At 36.0% G+C, this 23,794-nt stretch carries 12 protein-coding genes and 2 tRNA genes; 5 read left to right on the top strand and 9 right to left on the bottom strand.

Annotated elements, in window-relative coordinates; translation table 11 throughout:
- Positions 1-389: 389 nt before the first annotated feature.
- Positions 390-1,436, bottom strand: a complete 1,047-nt coding sequence (locus KO521_RS00970; protein WP_215938056.1) for a GntR family transcriptional regulator — start codon at positions 1,434-1,436, stop codon at positions 390-392.
- A 175-nt stretch (positions 1,437-1,611) separates the two neighbouring features.
- Here KO521_RS00970 and KO521_RS00965 point away from each other — a divergent pair, with 175 nt between their 5' ends.
- Together KO521_RS00965 and KO521_RS00960 are read left to right on the top strand one after the other, a co-directional pair.
- Positions 1,612-3,717: a bifunctional aldolase/short-chain dehydrogenase gene (locus KO521_RS00965; RefSeq protein ID WP_215938055.1), complete on the top strand. Its 2,106-nt coding sequence runs from the start codon at positions 1,612-1,614 to the stop codon at positions 3,715-3,717.
- A 217-nt stretch (positions 3,718-3,934) separates the two neighbouring features.
- Entirely contained in the window at positions 3,935-5,308 is a 1,374-nt protein-coding gene (locus tag KO521_RS00960; RefSeq protein ID WP_215938054.1) for an FGGY-family carbohydrate kinase, read from the top strand.
- A gap of 656 nt (positions 5,309-5,964) precedes the next feature.
- Here KO521_RS00960 and KO521_RS20580 read toward each other — a convergent pair.
- Positions 5,965-8,631 (bottom strand): hypothetical protein, encoded by a 2,667-nt coding sequence (locus KO521_RS20580; protein ID WP_215938053.1) that lies wholly within the window; start codon positions 8,629-8,631, stop codon positions 5,965-5,967.
- A gap of 5 nt (positions 8,632-8,636) precedes the next feature.
- Here KO521_RS20580 and KO521_RS00950 point away from each other — a divergent pair, with 5 nt between their 5' ends.
- Positions 8,637-9,377, top strand: a complete 741-nt coding sequence (locus KO521_RS00950; RefSeq protein WP_215938052.1) for a hypothetical protein — start codon at positions 8,637-8,639, stop codon at positions 9,375-9,377.
- Between the two features lie 348 nt (positions 9,378-9,725).
- Here KO521_RS00950 and KO521_RS20370 read toward each other — a convergent pair whose 3' ends face one another.
- The 5 genes from KO521_RS20370 to KO521_RS00925 all read right to left on the bottom strand — a co-directional run bounded on the left by KO521_RS20370 (position 9,726) and on the right by KO521_RS00925 (position 17,622).
- Positions 9,726-11,822: a family 16 glycosylhydrolase gene (locus KO521_RS20370; protein ID WP_252729807.1), complete on the bottom strand. Its 2,097-nt coding sequence runs from the start codon at positions 11,820-11,822 to the stop codon at positions 9,726-9,728.
- Positions 11,823-12,121: 299 nt separating this feature from the next.
- On the bottom strand, positions 12,122-14,521 hold the full coding sequence (locus KO521_RS00940; RefSeq protein ID WP_252729806.1) for a triple tyrosine motif-containing protein: 2,400 nt from the start codon (positions 14,519-14,521) through the stop codon (positions 12,122-12,124).
- Between the two features lie 627 nt (positions 14,522-15,148).
- A tRNA-Pro gene (locus KO521_RS00935) sits at positions 15,149-15,226 on the bottom strand.
- 74 nt (positions 15,227-15,300) lie between these two features.
- Positions 15,301-15,389, bottom strand: a tRNA-Ser gene (locus KO521_RS00930).
- Positions 15,390-15,573: 184 nt separating this feature from the next.
- Positions 15,574-17,622, bottom strand: a complete 2,049-nt coding sequence (locus tag KO521_RS00925; protein WP_215938050.1) for an HD family phosphohydrolase — start codon at positions 17,620-17,622, stop codon at positions 15,574-15,576.
- 121 nt (positions 17,623-17,743) lie between these two features.
- Between KO521_RS00925 and KO521_RS00920 the strand changes: the two genes are divergently transcribed.
- Both KO521_RS00920 and KO521_RS00915 read left to right on the top strand, forming a co-directional pair.
- Positions 17,744-18,916: an acetyl-CoA C-acyltransferase gene (locus tag KO521_RS00920; protein WP_215938049.1), complete on the top strand. Its 1,173-nt coding sequence runs from the start codon at positions 17,744-17,746 to the stop codon at positions 18,914-18,916.
- Between the two features lie 24 nt (positions 18,917-18,940).
- Positions 18,941-19,693, top strand: coding sequence for a C40 family peptidase (locus tag KO521_RS00915; protein ID WP_215938048.1), 753 nt, complete (start codon positions 18,941-18,943; stop codon positions 19,691-19,693).
- An 81-nt stretch (positions 19,694-19,774) separates the two neighbouring features.
- On the opposite strand, the gene KO521_RS00910 is transcribed toward KO521_RS00915, so the two are convergent.
- Both KO521_RS00910 and gyrA read right to left on the bottom strand, forming a co-directional pair.
- Complete coding sequence (locus KO521_RS00910) at positions 19,775-21,037, bottom strand: tetratricopeptide repeat protein (RefSeq protein ID WP_215938047.1); 1,263 nt, start codon at positions 21,035-21,037, stop codon at positions 19,775-19,777.
- Between the two features lie 43 nt (positions 21,038-21,080).
- The gene (gyrA, locus tag KO521_RS00905) at positions 21,081-23,621 is read right to left on the bottom strand and encodes a DNA gyrase subunit A (RefSeq protein ID WP_215938046.1); all 2,541 of its coding nucleotides are present in this window, start codon (positions 23,619-23,621) and stop codon (positions 21,081-21,083) included.
- Positions 23,622-23,794 lie beyond the last annotated feature (173 nt).

Below are 23,794 nucleotides of genomic sequence, written 5' to 3'. Positions count from 1 at the left end.
TTGATTCTAGTTTTAAAACAGTTGAGACTTTCCACAAGTTCTTTCTCTAATTTTTCAAAAAATATTAAATATCATTTTCGTTCTTAATAAAGAAAGTAGTGATGGTTAAGTAGCCTTTATTTGAATTTGTAATTTGTGGCTAAACTAAATAATGTTTATCGGCCGGGCATCCTGCTGTATACTGTTTTACAGAATTGAATAAAACAGTTTGACTAAAAAGCATAGTTGCCAAGGTAAGAAGTGACAATAATTAGAATAAAAATTGAAAAACAATAATAATTGACATTATAGAAGGTCTTCTCTATGAGCGGAAGCGCAGAAACCCAATAAGAAACTGGACCCATAGTCTGAATAGGCAATCTCTAGCACTTTGGACTTGAGCAAGTTTTCTAAATTGAGTTCCTGTCTATGAAGCGAAAAGGGTTCTTGACCTTACCTTTTTTCTTGTCCATAATCATGCGGCCCGCTGTTTCACCCATCACTTGAAAATCTGTAGAAATGCATGTAATTCCCAACAGTTGTTTTAAAGGGGTATCATTATAGGATATAACACCAATATCACCCCCTAATTCAAATTCTTGATTACGAATCTGATTGACAAGATTTACCAAATCAGACTCGCTTATCGTTATAAACAAATCGCCTTTTTTCAAAATCATGTCATCATAGATTTCGTCCAGAACTTCAAAATCTATATTATACTCGCTGCAAAACTTCCTAAATCCGTGTAAAATTCGCTTGGGATAAGGATAAACCGATTCTTCCGGGTACGTAATGATTAGTTTTTCGTATTTTGATATTTTACCAAAACCTTCCTTAAGTGCATTATAAATATCATTCTCAAAATCCTGATAGATCTCAATAAAATTCCCTTTTATTTCAGACACAGGGTTGTCCATTATAATCAATTTCTCCTTTGGAATTTGATCAATAGCCCTAATTACTTCAGGGGTGTAACTGGTATGTTTTAATTTTTCGGTTTTAAAATGAGGCATAATTACATAGTAATCGTATGCGTTTCTATTTTTTTCCAGAAGGTTAAGGAAAAGTTCTTCTTCGCAATGGTAAATGAAAAGATTGGTGTGTGCCGTTCCTCCAATACTATCTATAAAAGAATTATAAATCCGCATCTTATACGAACTCAATTTATTGATAAGAAAAAGTATATTAACTTTTGAAATTAATTTGGTTCGTGCTATGTAATACCCCTTACCTCTTATAGAAATAATAACTTTTCGCTCCCTTAAAATACTATAGGCTTTTTCTACCGTATCACGGGATAAAAGATACTCTTCACTAAACCTATTTATAGACGGAATTTTATCATCCATCTTTAGATTTCCAGCAGAGATATTATAGATAATCGAGTCCACAATCTGTCTATATTTGGGTACTCTTGAGCTCTCATTTATTTTAATAAAATTAAATATATTCATCAGCTGAAGTCTTTATTTTTCAATTTTAATGACCATATAATATCACAATAGTAAAGATGTAATTTGGTAATTTACCCAAAATACACATATTTATTTTTTACCTAGGCGGTACAGTACAGGACACAAAGCTTTATTTGATAATCTACATTTGTCAATAAACGTAATAACCCTTCAAATGAAAAATACAGCACAACAATTTAAGTACGTAGACCATCTTTGGGATGAAAAGAAAGCCGCTGCACTGGGCGATGACCAAGTAGCCCTTTTTCTTTATCGCTCAAATATCCTTGGGGCAGATTTAAGGATTACCAACTATGGTGGCGGAAATACAAGCTGTAAGACCATTGAAAAAGACCCGTTGACCAATGATGATGTAGAAGTCATGTGGATCAAGGGTTCCGGTGGCGATATCGGGACATTGACCAAAGCTGGAATAGCAGGTCTGTATACGGAAAGGTTAAGAAACCTAAAGAACGTCTACGGCGGGCTGGAAGATGAGGACCGCATGGTCGGCCTTTTTAACCATTGTATTTATGATTTAGACAGTAAAGCGCCCTCTATAGACACGCCATTGCATGGATTGCTCCCTTTTAAACATATAGACCATTTGCACCCGGATGCATTAATAGCCGTAGCTGCGGCAAAGGACAGCGAAAAAGTGACCAAAGGTATCTGGGGGGATACCATGGGGTGGGTACCTTGGCAACGGCCCGGTTTTGACCTAGGCCTTCAACTGGAAAAATGTTTGAACGACAACCCCGGTATACGCGGGATCGTTCTGGGCAGCCACGGACTTTTTACTTGGGGAGACACTTCTCATGAATGTTACATGAACAGTCTTGAGGTCATTGAAATGGCCTCGGAATATATTGAGAACAAAATAAAGGCCAACGGAAGTGTTTTCGGGGGGCAAAAGATAGAGAGCCTTCCCAAAGAGGAGCGTCTGGAAAAGGCCGCCCAGCTTATGCCAATGCTTAGAGGCCTTTGTTCTTCCGAAAACAGGATGATCGGCCATTTTAACGATAGTGATGTCGTTCTTGAGTACATAAACAGTAACGACCTGGAGCGCCTAGCGCCTATGGGCACCTCATGTCCCGACCACTTTTTAAGAACTAAAATTCAACCTTTGGTATTAAAACTAGATGCTAAAGAAGACCTTTCTAATACGGAGGCCGTTCTTGCTAAATTATATCCTGATTTTGAACAGTACAGAAAAGAATATCAATCCTATTATGACAACCATAAACGTGCTAATAGCCCTGCCGTAAGAGATGCCAGTCCGGTTATAATTATCTACCCAGGTGTAGGTATGTTCAGCTTTGCAAAAAATAAACAAACCACTCGTGTTGCCAATGAATTTTACATAAATGCCATTAACGTAATGCGCGGTGCAGAAGCTATTACGGAATACACATCACTACCAAGACAAGAAGCTTTTGATATTGAATATTGGTTGCTGGAAGAAGCTAAATTACAACGAATGCCAAAAGAAAAACCTTTATCCCGTAAAGTAGCCTTGGTTACCGGTGCAGGTGGTGGTATTGGCAAAGCTATTGCCGATAAGTTGGCCGAAGAAGGTGCCAATGTAGTATTAACGGACATTGCCGAAGATAGGTTGGAAGAAGGCGTTGCCACATATACTAGAGATACTGCTAGCTATGCCGTTTGTGATGTAACAAAAAGTGAATCTGTTGCAGATGCCTATAAAAAGGCTTGTTTGGAATTTGGTGGTGTAGACATCGTTGTACATAGTGCCGGTCTTGCCATTTCCAAACCTTTAGAAGATACTACGGAGAAAGATTGGGATATACTTCAAAACGTCCTTGTAAAAGGTCAATTTGAGCTAGCCAAACAAGCGGTAGCGGTTATGCGTAAACAAAACCTAGGTGGTGACGTTATTAGTATTGCTAGTAAAAATGGTTTGGTTTCAGGTCCAAATAATGTAGCCTATGGAACAGCTAAAGCTGCCCAACAACATATGGCTCGTTTATTAGCCGCAGAGTTAGGTGGTGATAAAATACGTGTGAATACCGTTAATCCTGATGGGGTTATTGTTGGTAGTAAAATATGGGAAGGAGATTGGGCCGAAGGTCGTGCAAAAGCATACGGTATTACAGTTGAAGAACTTCCAAACCATTACGCCAAACGCAACCTATTGAACGAAATTATTTATCCGAAAGATATTGCCGATGGGGTCTTTGCCTGTGTTGGTGTATTGAATAAGACTACAGGAAATATTATTAATGTAGATGGCGGTATGGCCAATGCATTTGTACGATAGTTTATTTGAGTTTTGTTTCACTTCCATGAATTACTTGGTTCATGGAAGTGTTTTTTCAATATTAAATATTATCTCGAAGTAAATAAAAATGAATTTACTACCATTAATTTAAATACAAATTCCAGCTATACTAACAAGAGCTAATATAAAAAATTAATTTAGTGTCACTGGAGATTAAAAAGCTAATTCCTATAACCTGTACCACAAATATGATACCATGAAAATGAAAGTAACGGCCGTATTTGATATTGGAAGAACGAATAAAAAGTTCTTTCTATTTGATGATAACTTCCAAGAAGTACATCGTGAATACGCTCGTTTTGATGAAATTGAGGATGAAGATGGTTACCCAACGGAAAACCTTGAAGCCTTGGAAAAATGGGTAAAAGAAGTGTTTGATAAAATGCTTGACTCTTCTAAATATGAGATTGAATCCCTAAACTTTTCATGTTACGGAGCTAGTCTGGTTCATATTGGTCAAGACGGAAAACCACTTACACCTCTGTACAATTATTTGAAACCTATAAAAGAAGATGTTTCTGATTCTTTTTATAAAGCTTATGGCCCAGAAAAAAAACTATCAAGAATAACAGGTTCTCCAAAAATGGGAATGCTAAATACAGGAATGCAGTTATACTGGCTGAAAAATTCGCAACCAGAAATTTTTAAAAAGATAAAGTATTCATTGCACCTGCCCCAATACTTGAGTTACCTATTTACAGACATTCCTGTGAGTGAATATACCAGTATAGGCTGTCATACCTTACTTTGGGATTTTCAAAAAAAAGAATATCACCAATGGGTTTATAAAGAAGGAATAGATAAAAAGCTACCTCCTATTGAGCCCTCAGGAAAAACAAATTTGATTCATTATAAGGGACATAAAATTAAAATGGGCGTAGGAATCCATGACAGCTCTTCTGCTCTAATTCCCTATATACGCAGTATTACCAAACCTTTTTTATTGGTTTCTACCGGGACGTGGAGTATATCAATCAACCCATTCAACGAAGGAATGCTTACCCCAGATGATATCAAAAACAACTCGCTCTTCAACATGAGAATAGATGGAAGCTCCGTAAAAGTTTCCACCTTATTTTTGGGCAATGAATACATGCTTCAAGTAAAGGTTTTATCCGAGCATTTTAATGTACCCCATGATGCCCATAGAAAAATAAAATTCAACAAAGACCTCTTTTTTAAAATCAATAGAGATTTTGTACATATGTTCAAATGGCACACTATACCTTCTGAAAACATGCCAGACCAAACTTCAATACCTTATGATAATTTTGATAAGGCCTACCATCAATTACTGTTAGAATTAGTTTTACTTCAAGAGAAAAGTATAAAAATTGCCATTGGAAACTCTAAAATAAAACAACTTTTTATAGATGGTGGTTTTAGCGACAATGAAGTTTATATTAAACTACTTTCCCAGTTTTTGAATACTATGAAACTTAGAACTACAAATTCTTCTCTAGGTTCAGCCTTAGGTGCTGCAATCATTATTTCAAATAAAGTTTTGGAATCCAAATTTCTCAAAACGAATTATGCTGTAAAAAAGCACTCACCATTTATTAAAAAGTAACTATGGCAATGAGTTTTAATTTAGATTACCTATCCGTAGATGATTTACGCAAAAAAGCGAAATCAAGGATAAGAAAATTTTCTTTTGAATATCTAGATAGTGGCTGTAATTAAAACATAAGCCTTTCCAGAAACACGGCAAGTAATACGAAAAATATAACTGCAGCCACGATACCTTAGTAATTATGACGCAAGCTCCATAAAAACAAAAGTAATGGGCATTGAGTTTAACACTCCTTTTGGGATTGGGCCTTTTAATTTATTATCCGATTTTGTTATCGTTTTCAATTAAAACATATAAACCCTTATGATATACTTAAAAACAAAAAACCCCGTAAATCATATGATTGACGAGGTTTTACTTTGTCGGGGTGGCAGGACGACTACTTAACCACGTATTAAATTATATATCAATAAGTTACAATCTCAAAAACTCACCTGTTGACCGATTTGTTGACGTTATTTTAAATGAACTTAAAGTAAAATGCTTTACTTTCTGATATTACGAATATATATTTTGTTAATCTTAAACCAAGATAAATTCGACTAATTTTATACAATCCAAAATTTGCTACGAAGAGATTGCAATTTTTTTATTTGATAGTTTGCCTTGAAACTTGTCTACAAAACGATTTTTGGTAACTTATCGAATTGAAACTAAAAATTTATCGAGTACTCTACAATTACAAATGTGGCCAGTTCCTTTTCAATATCGTTTTCGACTTTAATTTCCATGTCTATAGTATCAATAAGTTTATCAACAGGCACTAATTCTCCGTTAGTGCTAATCTGAAATAGTTCCTTACTCTTAATTTGTCTGTTTGATTGAGCGAAATAGGGGAAATGCTCATTCTTTAATTCAGCATCAAAATCTACATCAGCGGTTACAAATTTGTGCCACTCGTTTGGAAAATCATGTTCTAAACTTAGCAGGCGATAATTATTATTATCATTGACATCGCTCAATTTTGACTCATAATCAGCAATTACATCTTCCTTAAATTCATCATTGCCAACCAAAGAAGTATAACTAACATGAAGAATGACGTCACTAATAGTATTGTAATCAAACTGGTTCATTTTTGGTAGCTCTAATTTCCATGAACTATCTACAATTCCAGCACCTTCAAATGGCAAATAGCGTTCATCCCTCAAATTGCCCTCAAACATGCCGTTGTCGTTTTGGGCGGAACTGGTTACGATTGTGTTTATGTTGGAGTTTTGGGAAATTAAATTATCGTCATCAGTATTAACTGCATTTATCCTAATCTTGCTAGAAACTAATTCTAATTTACAATTGACGCTTGTATATGGTCCAGTAATACATGGTATCGACAACCCAACTGTCTTTATCCTTCGTTTATAATGCCCGGGGCAATCTAAATCAAACAACCACTCAGGTATTATTAAACCATCTACTTTACCCGTTGCTTTAATCTGCAATAATCTTTGGGGATCAAGTCGTCGTAATGAAATATGTTTTGTTATCTCAAACTCTCGATTGTTATTCTCAAGGAAAGAACTTTCTAAACGGCGTAAATCAAATTGTAATTTTTCTCCTGACAATAACCCTTTCTTTAAACTATCCCAGTGCCCAAATTTTATAAGGTTACTGTCAAATATTCCTAATTCAAATTGGTAGCTCTTTTCAGCTTTTTTGGCCAAATCATAGGCCATTTGGTAAGTTTGGAAGTAAATGCCGGAAATTTGAGTCACCATATGATTATAAAGCTCAGCATTAGTGAATTTATCATGCAAGTAAGCATCCACGCTTTGTGATTGATCCATTTGAATTTCATGATTACTAAGGTCTTTCTCGGCTATTGCCAATCGTATTTCTGAAGCAATTATTTGTTTTTCAATTTGCTTGAGTTCAAGCCTGGCAGATTCTGCTTGAAAATCCCAGTCATCTTGTCTTCGTCCATGCCCCCCTTCAACACTCGCTATATTAGCTGTGATCGAATTATAGTTTGATGCTGTTCCTAGTGAAATGCCAAGTAGTTTTGCGGCATCGGCTTGTTCTTTTCCTCCATAAGTGGTTCCCCATGACCATGCCCCAATCGTAAACCTTGGAACCAGTGCTAAAGAACTAGCAATAATATCATATGAGCTTTTTAAATTTTGATACTTGGCAGATTCCTTAAGAGAATTCAAATGAGATGATTCCTTGCTATTTTTGAATTGCCTATTCTCATAATAAGCCTTTCTATTTTCAACATTTATTTTACTTGCAAATATTCCGTTCAAATTTTCCTTTGCTTCATTAACTTGTTGTTTTTTAATATCCCGTACCAGCTCCAACATTTTGAGCTCATGTCCTGAACGCAACAAGGCCAGTTCCTCGCTGTCTTTTTTCTCCAGAGCTGAAAGTAATTGACTACCCAAGCTCTTGACATCATTGCATAACTCATTTGCTTTTTGTAGTATAATTTGAAAACGATAATTAGGCAACGAAGCCGTTATATCATTCATTATCGTATTTAAATCCAGTCCAGCCGCTGCAGCTCTTACTAAAAGTGCAGGGTCAAGAGGTGGCTCAAATAAGGGCAATTGTCTGACTTCCCCTTCAATATTCATGTAATGCCGGATCTTAAATAACTTATCGGCTACATTATCCCAATAACCTAGTAACTTATCATTTTTAGGTAAACAAAGAAGAGGCATACTCAATGGATTGTCCACTACTGTTTCTTCATTTATTTCTAATGGATCGATTAATGACTCGGCATCAACTTTTGCGGTACCAAATAGCCCAAGTGAGTCTTTTATATCATTAAAGGAGCTGTCCTTTGGTTTTGCACGTGGAGGAGTTATATCTGGTTTTTCACCTAATAGGTTAGCGGCCATAACATACAATAATGTCGCCTCATTAATCGATTCGATACTATCTCGTCTGAATAGCTGATCTCCCCAATCCAATAAATTTGTTATATATTTCATTACAGTAGACCGCATGTAGGCAGAATTTCGCAATCTGGCCACGAGATGAGGATTGAAAGGATTGTTTTGCCAATGCTCCAATTGTTTTTTAAGCTCGGCTTGATTTTCAGGGTCATTTATTAATTCTTCGAGCGTTTTAGTTTGCTGATCGAATTCCTTAAAAAATGGTTTTGTTATCCAGAAACGTTTAGCTCCCTCATCTACATCAGATGGAGCGGTTGGATTGAATATATAATGAAACCATTTTCTGGCTTCATCAAACTTTTGATTTTGGCTTAGTCGTGTTGCAATCAATAAAGGAATATGAAAAAACAACTCCCAATTATATATCGAATAACCACCATGAATAGAATAATCTACCTTTCCCTGTGGGTTATTCCTCACTGTTGATGCTATTAGATTTTCCTGATAATACAATACTAGCAAAGACTTTCTACTACCTAAATGACGAAAGAGATTCTTCCTTAGGAAAAAAATGTATTGAAACTAGGGTATTGATTAAAAAGAATGGGGAGTGGTTGGTTCGTAATTATTTTTGGAACGAAGATCAAACTGATGCCGTATTGGATGATGATGCACACGGTCTTCAGGTAGATTGGATTGATGACCTAGGAGTTTCAAGAATAGTAGATTATGTAGTTCCTTCAAATACAATGTGTGTGCAATGTCACGAGCTTAATGAGAAAATCGTACCTATTGGACCAAAAGCTAGAGCAATGAATTTTAATCATAATGGGCAGAATATCCTTCAATTTTTTAAGGATAATAATATGCTTGCCGAAGCTCCGGAGGTTTCACAGATTCCTACACTTCCTGATTGGTCAGACACTAGTTTGACTTTGGAGAAACGAGCAAGAGCTTACTTAGATGTGAATTGTGCCCATTGTCATCAAAAAGGGGGCTCTTATAATAGAGATTTCGGAGATAAATTCTATTTTACTTTTGAAACCCCATTTACAGAAAGTAATATTTATGTAGAGCGTACGCAAATTAGTGATCGAATGGGTACTGCTATTCCTGGCTATTTTATGCCCCTAATTGGTACGAGCATCAAACATGATGAAGGTATTGACCTTATCAACACCTATTTGGATTCTTTGGAACAAGAAGGGAAGTCGAAAGCAAATTGAATTATAAATTTAAATGAACAACCCCATGTAGTGGTAATAGAATATTTTTTTAAAGTTATACTTAGTTCTATGGTAAAGGCTAACCAATAGAGTAAAAAGGAGTTATTACTGGTTTCGATGGCCATGAGCCCAAGATAAAAGTACAAGAATTGGATTTCCACAGGACAAAGAATCCCTTGGACGCAACAAATGGATTGGAATTAAATCTAGAGCATGGACTTTGTGACCTTATCTAATGCTTTGTTTTTGATGAACTTCCCATTTATTAAAATTACAATAACGGTTTTACCTAAATAAAAAAAGGTTAGCATGTACATGCTAACCTTTTTTTATTTTAATTATTAATAACTATTGATAAACCCGGATATAATCAACCTCCATAGTATCTTCAGTAAAAGCAGTATCAATTGTACCTCCAAGTGTGCCCCCAACTGCAATATTCATAATAAAAAAGAAATCGCTATTAAAAGGTGTATCACTAGAATTGACAAAGCTGGTATGTATCAACTCATCATCTACAACAAACTTAATACTATCAGCTGTCCATTCTACCGTATAATTGTGGAACTCTGAGGTAGCCGTTGGTACAGATGTTGAACCCGTAACCGCATTGCCTCCGGAATTACCAGTATAGTGTAATGCACTTGAAGTTGTATTAGAATTGTTCCCTACATGTTCCATAATATCAATTTCACCGCAAGCAGGCCATCCTACCGTATCAAAATTGGCTCCCAAAGCCCATAACGCGGGCCAAGTACCTCCTGCTGATGGAAGCTTTGCCCTAATCTCTACACGACCATATGTAAACTCATATAAATTTTCTGATTTAATTCGAGCCGAGGTATAAGCGGCATCACCAACAGGACTAACTCCAAAGTCAAAAAACAGAACTACACGATCATATGTTCCAACAGGAGCATCGCTAAAATCAAAAGTTAAGGTTTCCCATTCATTTTCAACCGTAGAAAGAGCGTCTACTTCAAAGAACTCGTCTGCATTGGCTTGGTTTTCTAATTTTAATTTAACTATTGCACCAACTGCAGGAGACCAAGTTTTAACACTTATACTAGTATAGGTATTTAAATCTATAGGCGTTGTTACATCAAATAAAGTTCCGGCCCAAGTCTCAGCTCCATTATTCTTAAGAGACTCTGCGACCTTAAGAGAAGTATTTGCACCTGAAGCATCTGGATTATCAATTACTGTGGAAGAGGCTCCACCAAAACCACTAAATTCCGGGGCAGTTCCTTCAAAGTCTTCCAAATTGGACGCAGCGCCACCTGTTTCTAACAAAGTAATATCATCATAATAATGTTTAACACCACTTGCCCCACCAATAGTTCCCTTTGCGGTAATTTTTAATACACCATCTTCAACTATAACATTTTCAGGATTATCGGTATAAGTCTGAGCTTCACCATTCCCCCAACCACCAGCACCTAGGTCATAGGTCCAATTATCAGTATTAGGAGTTCCATCCACATCAAATTCATCTGACCAAACCAAATTGGTGAAAATTGTTTCAAGACTTTCTTCACCTCCATCCGTGGAGACTTCTGCAGAAAACTTTAGATACCATGCCAAATCAGGATTCAATGTATCGTAAGTCCTAACATAAAGTAAGTTCTCGCTTATGGAAAGGATTTCATAAGATGAAGAACCTACATAATAACTCATAAACCCACCATCGGAAAAATCCATTTGCATCCCAGTAGTTTCAGCTTCAGGAACATTACCTTCAACTGTCGAAATAATTACCGATTTTGTACCTGAAGTATCATAGTCATAACAATAATCTTCTTCTTCAGTTCCAGCAACAACATCTCTATGTCCTACATTAAAAAATGTTTGACCTTTGTTATCAAGTACATAAGAAACCTCACCATTGCTATCAACAGAAAAAGTTAACTCATCATCACAGAAACAATCAGAAATTTCGCTTCCACATTTTTCAAAAGCCTGAGAGGAATACCATTTAGGATACCACCAATCTCCATCAATACCATCCCGTGCTGGACCTAAGCCCAAATGGCCAGCTTGTGATGCAGCTAAAAACCATTTTTTTGAATCACCCTTCGTAAGTAAATTTACAAGGTCTGAATTCATTACTGGAACATCAACAGTTACATCAACGGTTTCTGTTATAGTATTGCCATCCGAACCAATAGCTGTTAAGATTACAGTATAGGTATTCTGACCGCTATTAGTATAGGTATGTGTAGTATATCCCGTGATAGATTCTCCAGTTGTCCCATCTCCAAAATCATATTTAACAACATTGGCCCCAGTCGCCGATGTTCTAAAAACGACTTTACCCGAACCATCATCACTTACTTCTGGACTTACTGTTAGATTTGAAAGTGCTACAGCAATGCGATTATCATCAGCATCACAACTTACTAAAATCATAAAAAATACAACAAAAATGTATTTAATTTTTTTCATAGTTTTCATTTTAAACTGGTTTAGTTCTTATAATTATAAGAAAGAGAAAGATCATTGTATTAAGTAGAATTTTAAAACTTAATTACCCTTGCAAGCTATTGTATAGTTTTAAGGAATCCATAAAAAAAACCTATACAAAAAACATACAACTTAAAATAAATATGAAAAAATAGATAAATCAACAATAAAAAAGGCATTTAAAAGACACCTTAGTAATGTACTATAGGTTAAGAAACAAAGAGAATTAACACCCAAATGTATGGGTAATGTAGTGGTAGTTTTAGTTATTGTTGTGTCCTTTACAACTGTAATATGTAATCTGTAAGGCTATCTTTATGAAGCAAATTCATCTTTTTCCGCAAACGATATCTTTTTACTTCAACACTTTTAGAAGATATATTTAATAAAGGAGCTATTTCTTTAGATGATAGATTCAATCTTAGGTAAGCACATAATCTTAAGTCATTTGCTGTTAATTGTGGGTGTAAATTCTTTACCTTTTTAAGAAAATCTTTATCCGCATTATTAAATGCCTCTTCAAACAATTTCCAATCGTCAACGTTGTTGATATTCCTATCGATAGTCCGAATAACAGATTTTACCTTTGGAATTTGATCGCTTTCTTTCAATTCATTTTTGATTGCTGTTAAAAACTCATTCTTTCTAATAATGCTCATGGTAGATATAGCCAACTCCCTATTCTTGCTTTCTACCAGTTCTTGTAACTGTGCATTTTTAACCTGAACAATTTTTTTCTCGGCTTTTAACTTTTTTCTTTTTATACTTTTCTTATTATCTTTTAAAATTCTTTGTTGTTGTTTATTGTAATGAGACCTATATAACCTGTGAATTAAAGCCGATATTAGAATTGCTCCGATAATATAAAAGAACAGCGCCAAATGAGAGACATACCATGGTCTTGCGATTGTAAACTTATACGAAGCTATATTTTCTGTTAAGGTATTTCCTACCCTTGCCTTTACTTTAAAAATATAGTCACCGTATGGTAGATTATTAAACGAAACTTGCGGATTTGTAGACCAACTGCTCCAATCATCATAAATACCGCCTAACTGAAATTGATAATTAACTTCAGTATATTTATCGTATTCAGGAATATTATAAAAAAAGCTTAAGTTATTCTCTGCAAACTTAAATTCATTATCTTCTTTAAATCTTACTTCTCTCTTTGTATCATCATGAAATTCTATAGAAACAGAACTTATTGAGATTTTATACTTTTTTGACTCTAACTTATTCAAGTCTAACGTTACATATCCGTTAGAAATTCCTATCAGATACAACTCATCTTTTAAGTATGTAATTGATTCAAAACCCAGCACACCCATACTTTTCCTAAAAAACATTGGTATGGGAATTCTAATATCTTTAGGTTCTTCATTGAACTGTCCCGGAGAAACACATATTATGTTTTTATTAGAAAAACCCCAAAGCATTTCTGAATCGTCAGTTGTTCTCAGTATCCCAATTATTTTGTCATCTTCTTTGAAAAACCTTTTAGTTAAAAGTGAGTCTTTAATAAAATCATGTTGTTCTTGAATATATTCAAATACACCGTTCGTAGTGGTATAAATTATTTTATCATTATACCTCATTAAACTAGACCCGCTACCTTTTGAATCCTTTTTTGCAACTTCTAATACTTTTCCAAATCCAGTATCTATTTTTAAATCAAAAATCCCTTTAAAGTCATGATTGACAAGAATATGTTGTGAATTTACAAACTCAAAAAACCTACTAGCACTATCAAAACCTTCTATTTTATTGCGGAAATACCATTGCCCATTAGTTTTTTCAAGAATACTCAAACCTTTATAATTTCCTTGGATTAATAAGTTTTCATGAGATTTGACCGGTTGGATATCCCATGTTCCAGGCAAATTTGAGATTTTCTTAGCATAGTTTCCATAGATTGTAAATGTGCCTGAATTATGGCCACAAAATAGCGTATCACCAATTTGTTTTAACAACCATACCTGACCCTCTGTATTTTCAATTAGTTTAAAATTACCTTCTTCTCCTTCCTTTTTATAAAACAAGCCTTGATTCGTTCCCAAGTACTTAAACCCGTTAAACAGTACAGCCGTGTATACAACACCTAATTTTCCAACATGATCAATGTATTCATTGAAAGGAGACTTTAAATTCATGACACTAATTCCATTATCCAAACCTAACCAAATATTAAATTCATCGTCTTGAAATACTGATAGTACCGTATTATTGTTTAAACCTTTTTCCTGATTAATATGATTAATGATACTACCATCTTTATCCAAATGATAAATTCCGTTTGAAATAGTACCTAAAACAAATGAACCATCATTCAATCGCACACTACTGTACACATTTACAGATGACAACTCTATATCTGCAGATATATTCCATCTTTTAAGACCCTTGAGTTCCAAAAAGTAAAATTCTCCTTTTTCAGTCAATATCAAACTGTTTTTATTTACCGAAAAAGCACCAACGACTACATCATTTTTTAATACTTGATGGTCAGAAACCAAAACTGATTTTCCATATTCGATAGTGAAAATCCCTTGACCAATTTTTTGAAAATAAACCTTATTGTCAACTTCTAGAATTTCCGCTCTAGTAGTTCTAGCCTCCAGTATTTCAAAAGATTGATTATTTGTATTGTAAATATAAATCCGATCTAAAGACTGAAACAAAACCCAGTCCTCAAATTCCGCTATATTCCAAAAATGCTCGTCTTCTATTAAAGGGGTTTCCAACTTACTCGATATTGAATAGTACTTTAGAGAACCGTATGCGTCTTTCTGCCAATAACCAAATTCCATATAGCATCCAGTATAGACCAACTCACCTATAACCTTTACAGACTTAAGTGGGGTGCCGTTAGGGGAAGGATACAATTTCCAATTGACACCGTTAAATTCTAACAACCCTCCATTATTTGCTGAATAGATATTTTTATCGACAGATTGTGAAAGTGACCAATTTTGGTTTCCCGCGCCATATTCGACTGGGCTATAATTTTGAATGGGAGGTAATTCTTGGGAAAGAAGTCCAACTGAGAAAAAAAGAAAAAAAAGACAAGAATGGTTCAATTCAATATTTAACATCGTTATTAAATATAGGATTTATTAAGTAATAATCCGATTTAGTAAAATTATATGTAAATATTGATTACGCTATTTAAAAACCTAATAAGGTGAATCGTCTAAGATTAGTATAATTGACAAAGAAAGTAACTTATTTCTATTTTAGTCAAGACAAAACGATTGTTTGTAAACAAAAAACCTCTTAAATCATATGATTTAAGAGGTTTAGTAAAATGGTCGGGGTGGCAGGATTCGAACCTGCGACCTCCGCGTCCCAAACGCGGCGCGATAACCGGGCTACGCTACACCCCGATAAAATGGTTATCTTATTTAATCAATACTTGAGAAATAATTTCTGCCCTCGCAATTTGCTTTGACAGCTATTGCGGAGAGACAGGGATTCGAACCCTGGGTAAGTGTTTCCACCTACGACGATTTAGCAAACCGTTCCTTTCGGCCACTCAGGCACCTCTCCAGTAATCTCTTTAAAGAACTTAATTTTAGCACGTTTCCGTGGTTAAAATTGCGGTTGCAAATGTATGTTTTAGTATTCAAGTTCACAACTATTTTTTGCATTTTTTTCTAGAAGTTCAATACTATTTCAAATCGGACTTCAAAAAAAATAAAATTAGCTGCATTTTAAGCTTCGTACTCCTTTATCATTCAGGATATTCCACTCGTAAATGATAAATATTTATCAATTTCTGTTTAAAAATCTTTTTGATCGCTTCTATCTCTTTAAACGTAATATTCGCATTCAAAAACTGACCAGCGCTCATTTGTCCTGCAATAATTTTATCTACAAATTCTTCTATAATTCCAGAAGTTGGGTTTTTTAAACTCTTTGATGCGGCCTCAACCGAATCGGCCATCATAAGAATTGCCGTTTCTTTAGAAAATGGAATTGGTCCCGGATATCTAAAATCCGCCTCTTCTACCCCTTCTTCCAACTCTTGCTGCTTTTTATAGAAGTAGTAAACCAAAGTCGTTCCATGATGAGAGCGTATAAAATCTATCACGCGATCTGGAAGTTTGTTTTTCCTAGCTAGTTCTATACCATCAATAACATGATTTATAATTATTTTTCCACTATCCTTTGGGGACAGTTCATCATGCGGGTTTACATTGGTTATCTGATTCTCCGTAAAATAAGTAGGGTGATTCATCTTACCTATATCATGGTACAAGGCCCCTACTCTAACCAACATGGCATTTGCGCTAATTTCATTAGCTGCTGCCTCCGCTAGGTTTGCTACTTGTAATGAATGATGAAAGGTTCCCGGTGCTTTGTTAGATAGCTCTTTTAGAAGCTTAGAATTGGTATCCGTTAGTTCTAATAAAGAAACATCGGAGACAAGCCCAAAGACTTTTTCGTATACATATATCAATGGCTGTACAAAAAGAGTAATCATCCCGTTCAATAGGAACAGTCCCAAAGTAAACCATTGTATATTATCCAAGTTGCCCTCATGTATAATATGAAAGGCCAAATAACCAACGATATAAATTAAGGTAATCTGACCTATGGATATGAAAAGATTTGCTCTTTTATATAATTCCGAGACCGTAAGTATGGTAACAATACCCACTATAATCTGCAGAAAAATATATTCAAAACTATTGGGCACAACAAAGCCTAATATAAGTACCGTAAGCACATGGACGAAAAGGCCTAACCTGGCATCAAAAAATGTTTTTAAAACTAGTGGCAGAATACATATAGGTACTACAAATACGTATGCTTCGTCATATTTAACCACCATGGTCGTGACAAAAACCATGAAAAGTATATTAAAGAATATAAAGGTGACTTTGGTATTGTTTTCAAAATTTTCTTTTCTATATTTCTTAAGGAAAAGGAAGAGCATCATTAATACCAATGCTACCAAAACGGTATAACCGAATAATATAAAGTAATAATTATTGTCCGTCCATAGTTCTGACTCGTACTCCGTTTTTAATGAGTTGAGAATATTAAGATTTTCCGCTTCAACAACTTCTCCTTTTGCTACAATAAGCTTTCCTTCATCTACCGTTCCACGTGTATGAGACAGCCCAGAAAGCGCTTCGTTTAAGGCTTTCTCTGAGAGACTTTTATCATAAGTGATGTTTGGTTTGACGATATCTAAAAAAAGATCTTGGTATTCTCTAGCATAAATTACCAAATCTTTCTGTTGCAGTATTTTTTGAATAATGGGTCTCAGATTTTGAATCTGAACAAGATTATTTATAGGAACACTTTCTGCTTGGTTATCCTTTACAATGTATAATTGCTCTTTTTCATAGCGTTTGTTGATTTTTGCTACAACTCCATTTTTGTATAATTGTTTTAAAATACCTTCTCCAGCAGACTTTAGAGCCTCCAAGGCGCTAGAACTAAATCTCTCTCCTGTAAATACGTTAGTGAATTTATCCTGGTATTCTTGAGCAACCTTATCTCGCACAGAAGTATCCAGTCTAAAATAATCTATTTGGTTATTGAGAAGTTCTTCCCTTTCCTTAGAAATATCGTCACTGCTTTTCTGGATAGAAAAATCGAATGGAGCATACAGATTCTCATACTGCCAAGGTTTTCCTTTTTGGAATTCATATTTGAACTTTCCGCCTTTTGGAAAGAAAAAAACAATACACACCACCGAAACCAAGTATAGAAAATACTTATATAGAAGCGATTGGTTTTTAAAAATTTTGTCCAAAAAATTGCGCATGGGCCAGGTATCTGCATCAAAAATAGAAAATTATAAACTTCCGAAGGGCTTTTATGAAAACAACGAAATGAATTGCCTATTAATTTCTTAGTTTTGTGATACGAGAAATTCTTGTTTTAATATGAAAAACGTAGTTATAGTATCTGCCACCAGGACTCCCATAGGGAGTTTTATGGGAGCCTTATCCACAATTCCGGCACCAAAACTTGGAGCCGCAGCTATAAAGGCTGCACTTGCCAAAATAAATCTTGATCCTAATTTAGTTGAAGAGGTCTTAATGGGCAACGTTGTCCAAGCAGGAACTGGACAGGCTCCGGCTAGACAAGCAGCAATTTTTGCTGGAATACCGGATAGCGTACCATGTACTACCATTAATAAAGTTTGTGCTTCTGGCATGAAGGCCGTTATGCAAGCCGCTCAAGCTATAGCCTTGGGTGATATTTCTATTGCGGTTGCAGGAGGAATGGAAAATATGAGTCTTATTCCTCATTATGTTCATATGAGAAACGGACAAAAATTTGGACCGGCCACATTGGTTGATGGTATGCAAAAAGATGGTCTGGTTGATGTTTATGACCAAGAAGCCATGGGTGTATGTGCAGATGCATGTGCCGCAAAATATAATTTTAGCAGAGAAGACCAAGATGATTTTGCTATGCAATCCTACAATCGTTCTGCAGATGCATGGAAAAATGGCAAATTCGCCAACGAAGTTTCACCAGTTGAAGTGCCTCAACGTCGCGGAGAACCCATAGTCGTTTCCGAGGATGAAGAATTTAAAAACGTAAGGATGGAAAAAATTCCTGCATTACGTGCAGCGTTCACAAAAGATGGTACCGTAACCGCTGCAAATGCCTCCACCATTAATGACGGGGCTGCAGCACTAGTATTAATGAGTGAAGAAAAGGCAAAGAAACTTGGACTTGAACCAATTGCTACTATCAAAGGATATGCAGATGCAGCTCAAGAGCCTAAATGGTTTACAACCGCACCAGCAAAAGCACTTCCAAAAGCAATTGCCAAAGCAGGTATTTCATTAGAAGATATAGACTTTTTTGAATTTAACGAGGCTTTTTCAGTCGTAGGTCTAGCCAATATGAAATTGTTGGGCCTTACGGACACCAATGTAAATGTGCATGGTGGCGCTGTTTCTCTAGGACATCCTCTAGGGTGCTCAGGAGCTCGTATACTTATTACCCTGCTCAACGTTTTGGAACAAAACAATGCAAAAATAGGGGCTGCCGCAATATGTAATGGCGGAGGTGGCGCTTCTGCAATAATCGTAGAACGATAACAGGACCTTCACTCAACCAAACTTATGCAATACGGAATTTGTCCTCTGAGTATAGTATCCGTTCGTGTATATGCCGATGAAACATCAGAAATGGTTTCACAATTGGTATACGGCGAACACTTTAAAGTCTTGGAACGCAGAAAGGCCTGGAGCCGAATTCGCGTTGCTTTTGATAAATTTGAAGGGTGGGTAAACAACCACCAGATGATTCTTATATCAGAGGAAACCTATAATGATATAGAATCTTCGGACAAAGTAGGGTACACTTCCGATCTTATCTCTTTTGTTGAAACGGAAAATTCCGTGCTCTTACCCGTAATATTAGGGTCGTCCACAAGTAACTGTGACGTACTTTCACATTCTTTTGATGGTAAATGTAATGGTCACAAAAAAGACAAGACACAACTTATACAGACCGCATTGCTATATCTAAACGCCCCCTACTTATGGGGAGGCAAGACCCCTTTTGGTATTGATGCTGCAGGCTTCACCCAAATGGTCTATAAAATCAACGGCTATCGTTTATTAAGAAAAGCAGCTGAACAGTCTACGCAAGGTCATGCTTTAAGTTTTATTGAGGAAACAGAAGCAGGAGACTTAGCTTTTTTTGACAATAATGAGGGTGAAATATACCATGTTGGTATTATCATGGAAAATAATTACATTATTCATGTAGATGGAAAGGTTCGCATTGATCGAATTGATCATACCGGAATTTTTAATAACGAAACCGGCAGTTATACCCATAAACTTAGGGTCATTAAACAAATTGCCTAATTCTATTTTTCGAAATTAAAGCAAATAAAAATCCCCTAGGAAATTCCTAGGGGATTTTTATATATTAATGTTATTGGCTTATTATTCGCCTAACAGCTTTTTAACTCTCATGAAATTATCATTGTCGCCCATTGCGCCATAGATATTCTTTAATTGAGTTAAGATACCTTGATTATCAGGATTCAATTTTAATGCATCCTCCAATACAGTTGCCCCTTCTTTGAAAAGGCCATCTTTCTTTTCTTTTAACTCATCGTAACGAGCAATGTCTTTCTTAGAGTTACCCAAAGAGTTCATCTCGTCAATAAGACCGTTACCTTCGTTTACGTAAGTTGTAGAAAGGTTTAATTGTGCGTTAGTGTACCCAGGATTGATTTCCAAAGCTTTTTTGTATGAAGCTCTGGCTTCTTCCAAGTTACCTTGCTCCATATTGATTACACCGATATTATAATGTAAATCTGGATTATCCGGCGCAACAGATGCTGCCTCGGCCATTAACTCCTTGAATTTTTCCTTATCGCCCATTTTGTAATACAAATTGGCTTCGTTCAAGATTAAATTAACATCTTTTGGATCGTTAGCTCTTGCTGCCTTATAAGCTTCTAAAGCTTTATCGTCTTGACCTAATTGAGTATAGATCAAAGCTGTGTTTTTTACGATTTCAGCTGTTTTAGAAGGAGATTTCTCATCTTTAGGATCTTTGTAAGTCCCGGACTTTACCATCAAATCTCTTTGAGTTTTGTCCATCTCTTCTTCTTGACCGGTTTCTACGTTCGTAGCCTTGTAAACAACACCACTACCATCATATCCTATTTCCTGAAGTTCGTTGTAGTATGTCAATGCTTCTTCGTAATGACCACCATTTACTGCACTACTCGCAGCATAGTAAAGATAAGATGTATCTTTTGGGCTAATTTTATAGCTAGTATACAACTTTTCAGCAGCTTCTTTAAATTTTTTGTTTCCGTTGTCCTCTACAGCAGAGTTTACCAAATCGGCACTCAAAGCAGACATGTGCTGTTGCGTTTCAGCGGTATACTTCTTCTTTCCACTTGCTTCTTCAACTGAAATTACTTTTTGAAAAGCATCAGCTGCTTTTTTAAAAGCTGTTCCATCACCTTTTTTTGCCAAATCTGCATACGCCTTACCACTTACAAAGTAATATTGTGCCTGTAATTTTGGGTCAGCTCCTGAAATAGAACCTGAAACTGCCTCTAGTGCACTGCTTGCCGATGCTGCATCTCCAGCTTTCATAGCCTTCTCGGCTGCTTTTATCTCGTTCTTCTGTGCGAATCCTACCATGCAAAAGCAAAGGCTCGCAACTATTAAAAATCTACGTTTCATTTTCAAATTAATTAAATATTAGCGTTATAATTATGGTTCAAATTTATTCTTCTTCTGTTCCTTCTAGAGCTTCATTATCAAGAGCCGTGCCATCTTCTTCTGCCTTCACGTCTATATCTAGGACATCGGCATCATCTAACTCGTCTTCATCTTTCATAACCTTAGCTACTGCAGCAATGGAGTCATTCCCTTTCAAATTGATAAGACGCACCCCTTGTGTAGCTCTTCCCATAACACGAAGATCTTCTACACTCATACGAATTGCAATACCAGACTTATTGATTATCATTAAATCATCTGAATCAGAAACATTTTTTAAGGCAACAAGTCCTCCTGTTTTTTCAGTTATAGAAATAGTTTTAACTCCCTTTCCTCCTCTATTCGTAATGCGGTAATCATCGATATTAGATCGTTTACCATACCCATTTTCAGAAACAACAAGAAGATTTTCTTCCATATCATGTACGGACACCATACCTATTACCTCATCATCATCACTTGCTAAAGTGATACCACGTACACCGGAAGCATTTCTACCCATTGGTCTGGTCTTACTTTCTTCAAAACGTATGGCTTTACCAGATTTTAGTCCTAAGAATATCTGACTTGCACCCGTAGTTAGTTTTGCTTCTAGCAATTCATCACCTTCACGAACACCTATAGCGTTGATACCGTTCTGTCTTGGACGAGAATATTGCTCCAGACTTGTTTTTTTAACTACACCTTTTTTGGTGGCCATGATTACATAATGACTGTTTACGTATTCCTCATCCTTAAGATCCTGAGTACATATAAACGCCTTAACGTTATCATCCTGTTCAATATTTATAAGGTTTTGGATAGCCCTACCTTTAGAAGTTCTACTTCCTTCCGGTATTTCATAGACACGCATCCAGAAACATTTTCCTTTTTGAGTAAAGAACAACATATACTGGTGGTTGGTTCCCACAAAAAGATATTCTAAGAAATCTTCATTTCTAGTGGACGATGCTTTTTGACCTACACCCCCTCTATTTTGGGTTTTATATTCTGAAACCGGTGTTCTTTTGATATATCCCGCATGCGAAATGGTAATAACCACTTGCTCATCCGGAATCATATCTTCAATACTTAAATCTCCTCCAGCATAGTTAATTTCAGAACGGCGCTCATCACCATATTTCTCTCTGATTTCCTCCAGTTCTTCCTTAATGATGTCCATTCTTCGCTCTTTTCTAGCCAAGATATCCTTAAGGTCTGCAATAGTTAAAAGAATTTCATCATATTCTGCACGTAGTTTATCTTGCTCCAGACCAGTTAACTGACGGAGCCTCATTTCTACTATGGCTTTCGCTTGAATCTCTGTAAGCTTAAAACGCTCCATTAAGTTCTCACGAGCTTCATCTGCATTAGAAGATGCTCTAATGATAGCAATTACCTCATCTATGTTATCAGATGCAATAATTAAACCTTCTAAAATATGTGCGCGAGCTTCTGCTTTCTTAAGTTCAAACTCTGTTCGTCTAACAACAACCTCATGACGATGCTCCACAAAATAGTGGATCATCTCTTTTACGTTCAATAACCTAGGACGGCCATTAACCAACGCAATGTTATTAACACTAAAAGAGTTTTGTAATGCTGTATACTTATATAAGGTATTAAGAACGATATTAGGAATAGCATCTCGTTTCAAAATATAAACGATGCGCATACCATTTCTATCCGATTCATCGCGAATAGTAGATATACCTTCTATTTTCTTCTCATTAACAAGATCGGCAGTTTTCTTGATCATGTCTGCCTTATTCACTTGGTAAGGTATCTCTGTAACAATAATACACTCCCTACCTTGAACCTCTTCAATAACAGCCTTTGCTCTTATTTTCACTCTACCTCTTCCGGTATGAAAAGCTTCTTTGACGCCGTCATAGCCGTAAATGGTACCTCCAGTAGGAAAATCTGGAGCCTTAATATGAGTCATGATCTCATCGATCTCAATTTCATTGTTTTCAATGTAGGCAATAGTACCGTTAACAACTTCTGTTAAGTTATGTGGTGGCATATTCGTTGCCATACCTACTGCAATACCCGAAGCGCCGTTTACCAACAAATTAGGAACACGAGTAGGAAGAACCGTTGGTTCTTGCAAGGAATCATCAAAGTTTAATTGATGATCCACAGTGTCCTTATCTATATCCGCCAACATGTCATCAGCAATCTTTCGCATTCTGGCCTCGGTATAACGCATAGCCGCTGGGCTATCGCCGTCAACAGACCCGAAGTTACCTTGCCCATCTACCAGCATGTATCGCAAACTCCACTCTTGCGCCATACGTACCATAGAATCATATACGGACGTATCACCATGAGGGTGGTACTTACCTAGAACCTCACCAACAATACGCGCAGATTTCTTATGAGAGCTGGTGGAACGAACCCCTAGCTCATACATACCGTACAGTACTCTTCTGTGAACCGGTTTTAAACCGTCCCTGACATCAGGTAAAGCACGTGACACAATGACTGACATCGAATAGTCGATGTAAGCAGATTTCATTTCCTCTTCGATATTAATCGGAATCAATTTTTCTCCTTCTGCCATTTTTAAATCCTAGAATTATTTTAGTTAAAAAACATGCCAATATACGCAAAATGATAGCCTTTATAGCACATACACACTTCTTTATTAAACAATTTATCAACACTTTTTCAATACTAAAAGATACCGCTTCAATTGCCAGTTACCTTTTAACCCTATTCCTTTTTCATTATTTA

This window comes from Zobellia uliginosa, from assembly GCF_018860745.1.
Classification (GTDB): domain Bacteria; phylum Bacteroidota; class Bacteroidia; order Flavobacteriales; family Flavobacteriaceae; genus Zobellia; species Zobellia uliginosa_B.
Note: the sequence above shows the minus strand (reverse complement) of the source record. Positions and strands in the feature narration are given on the sequence as shown.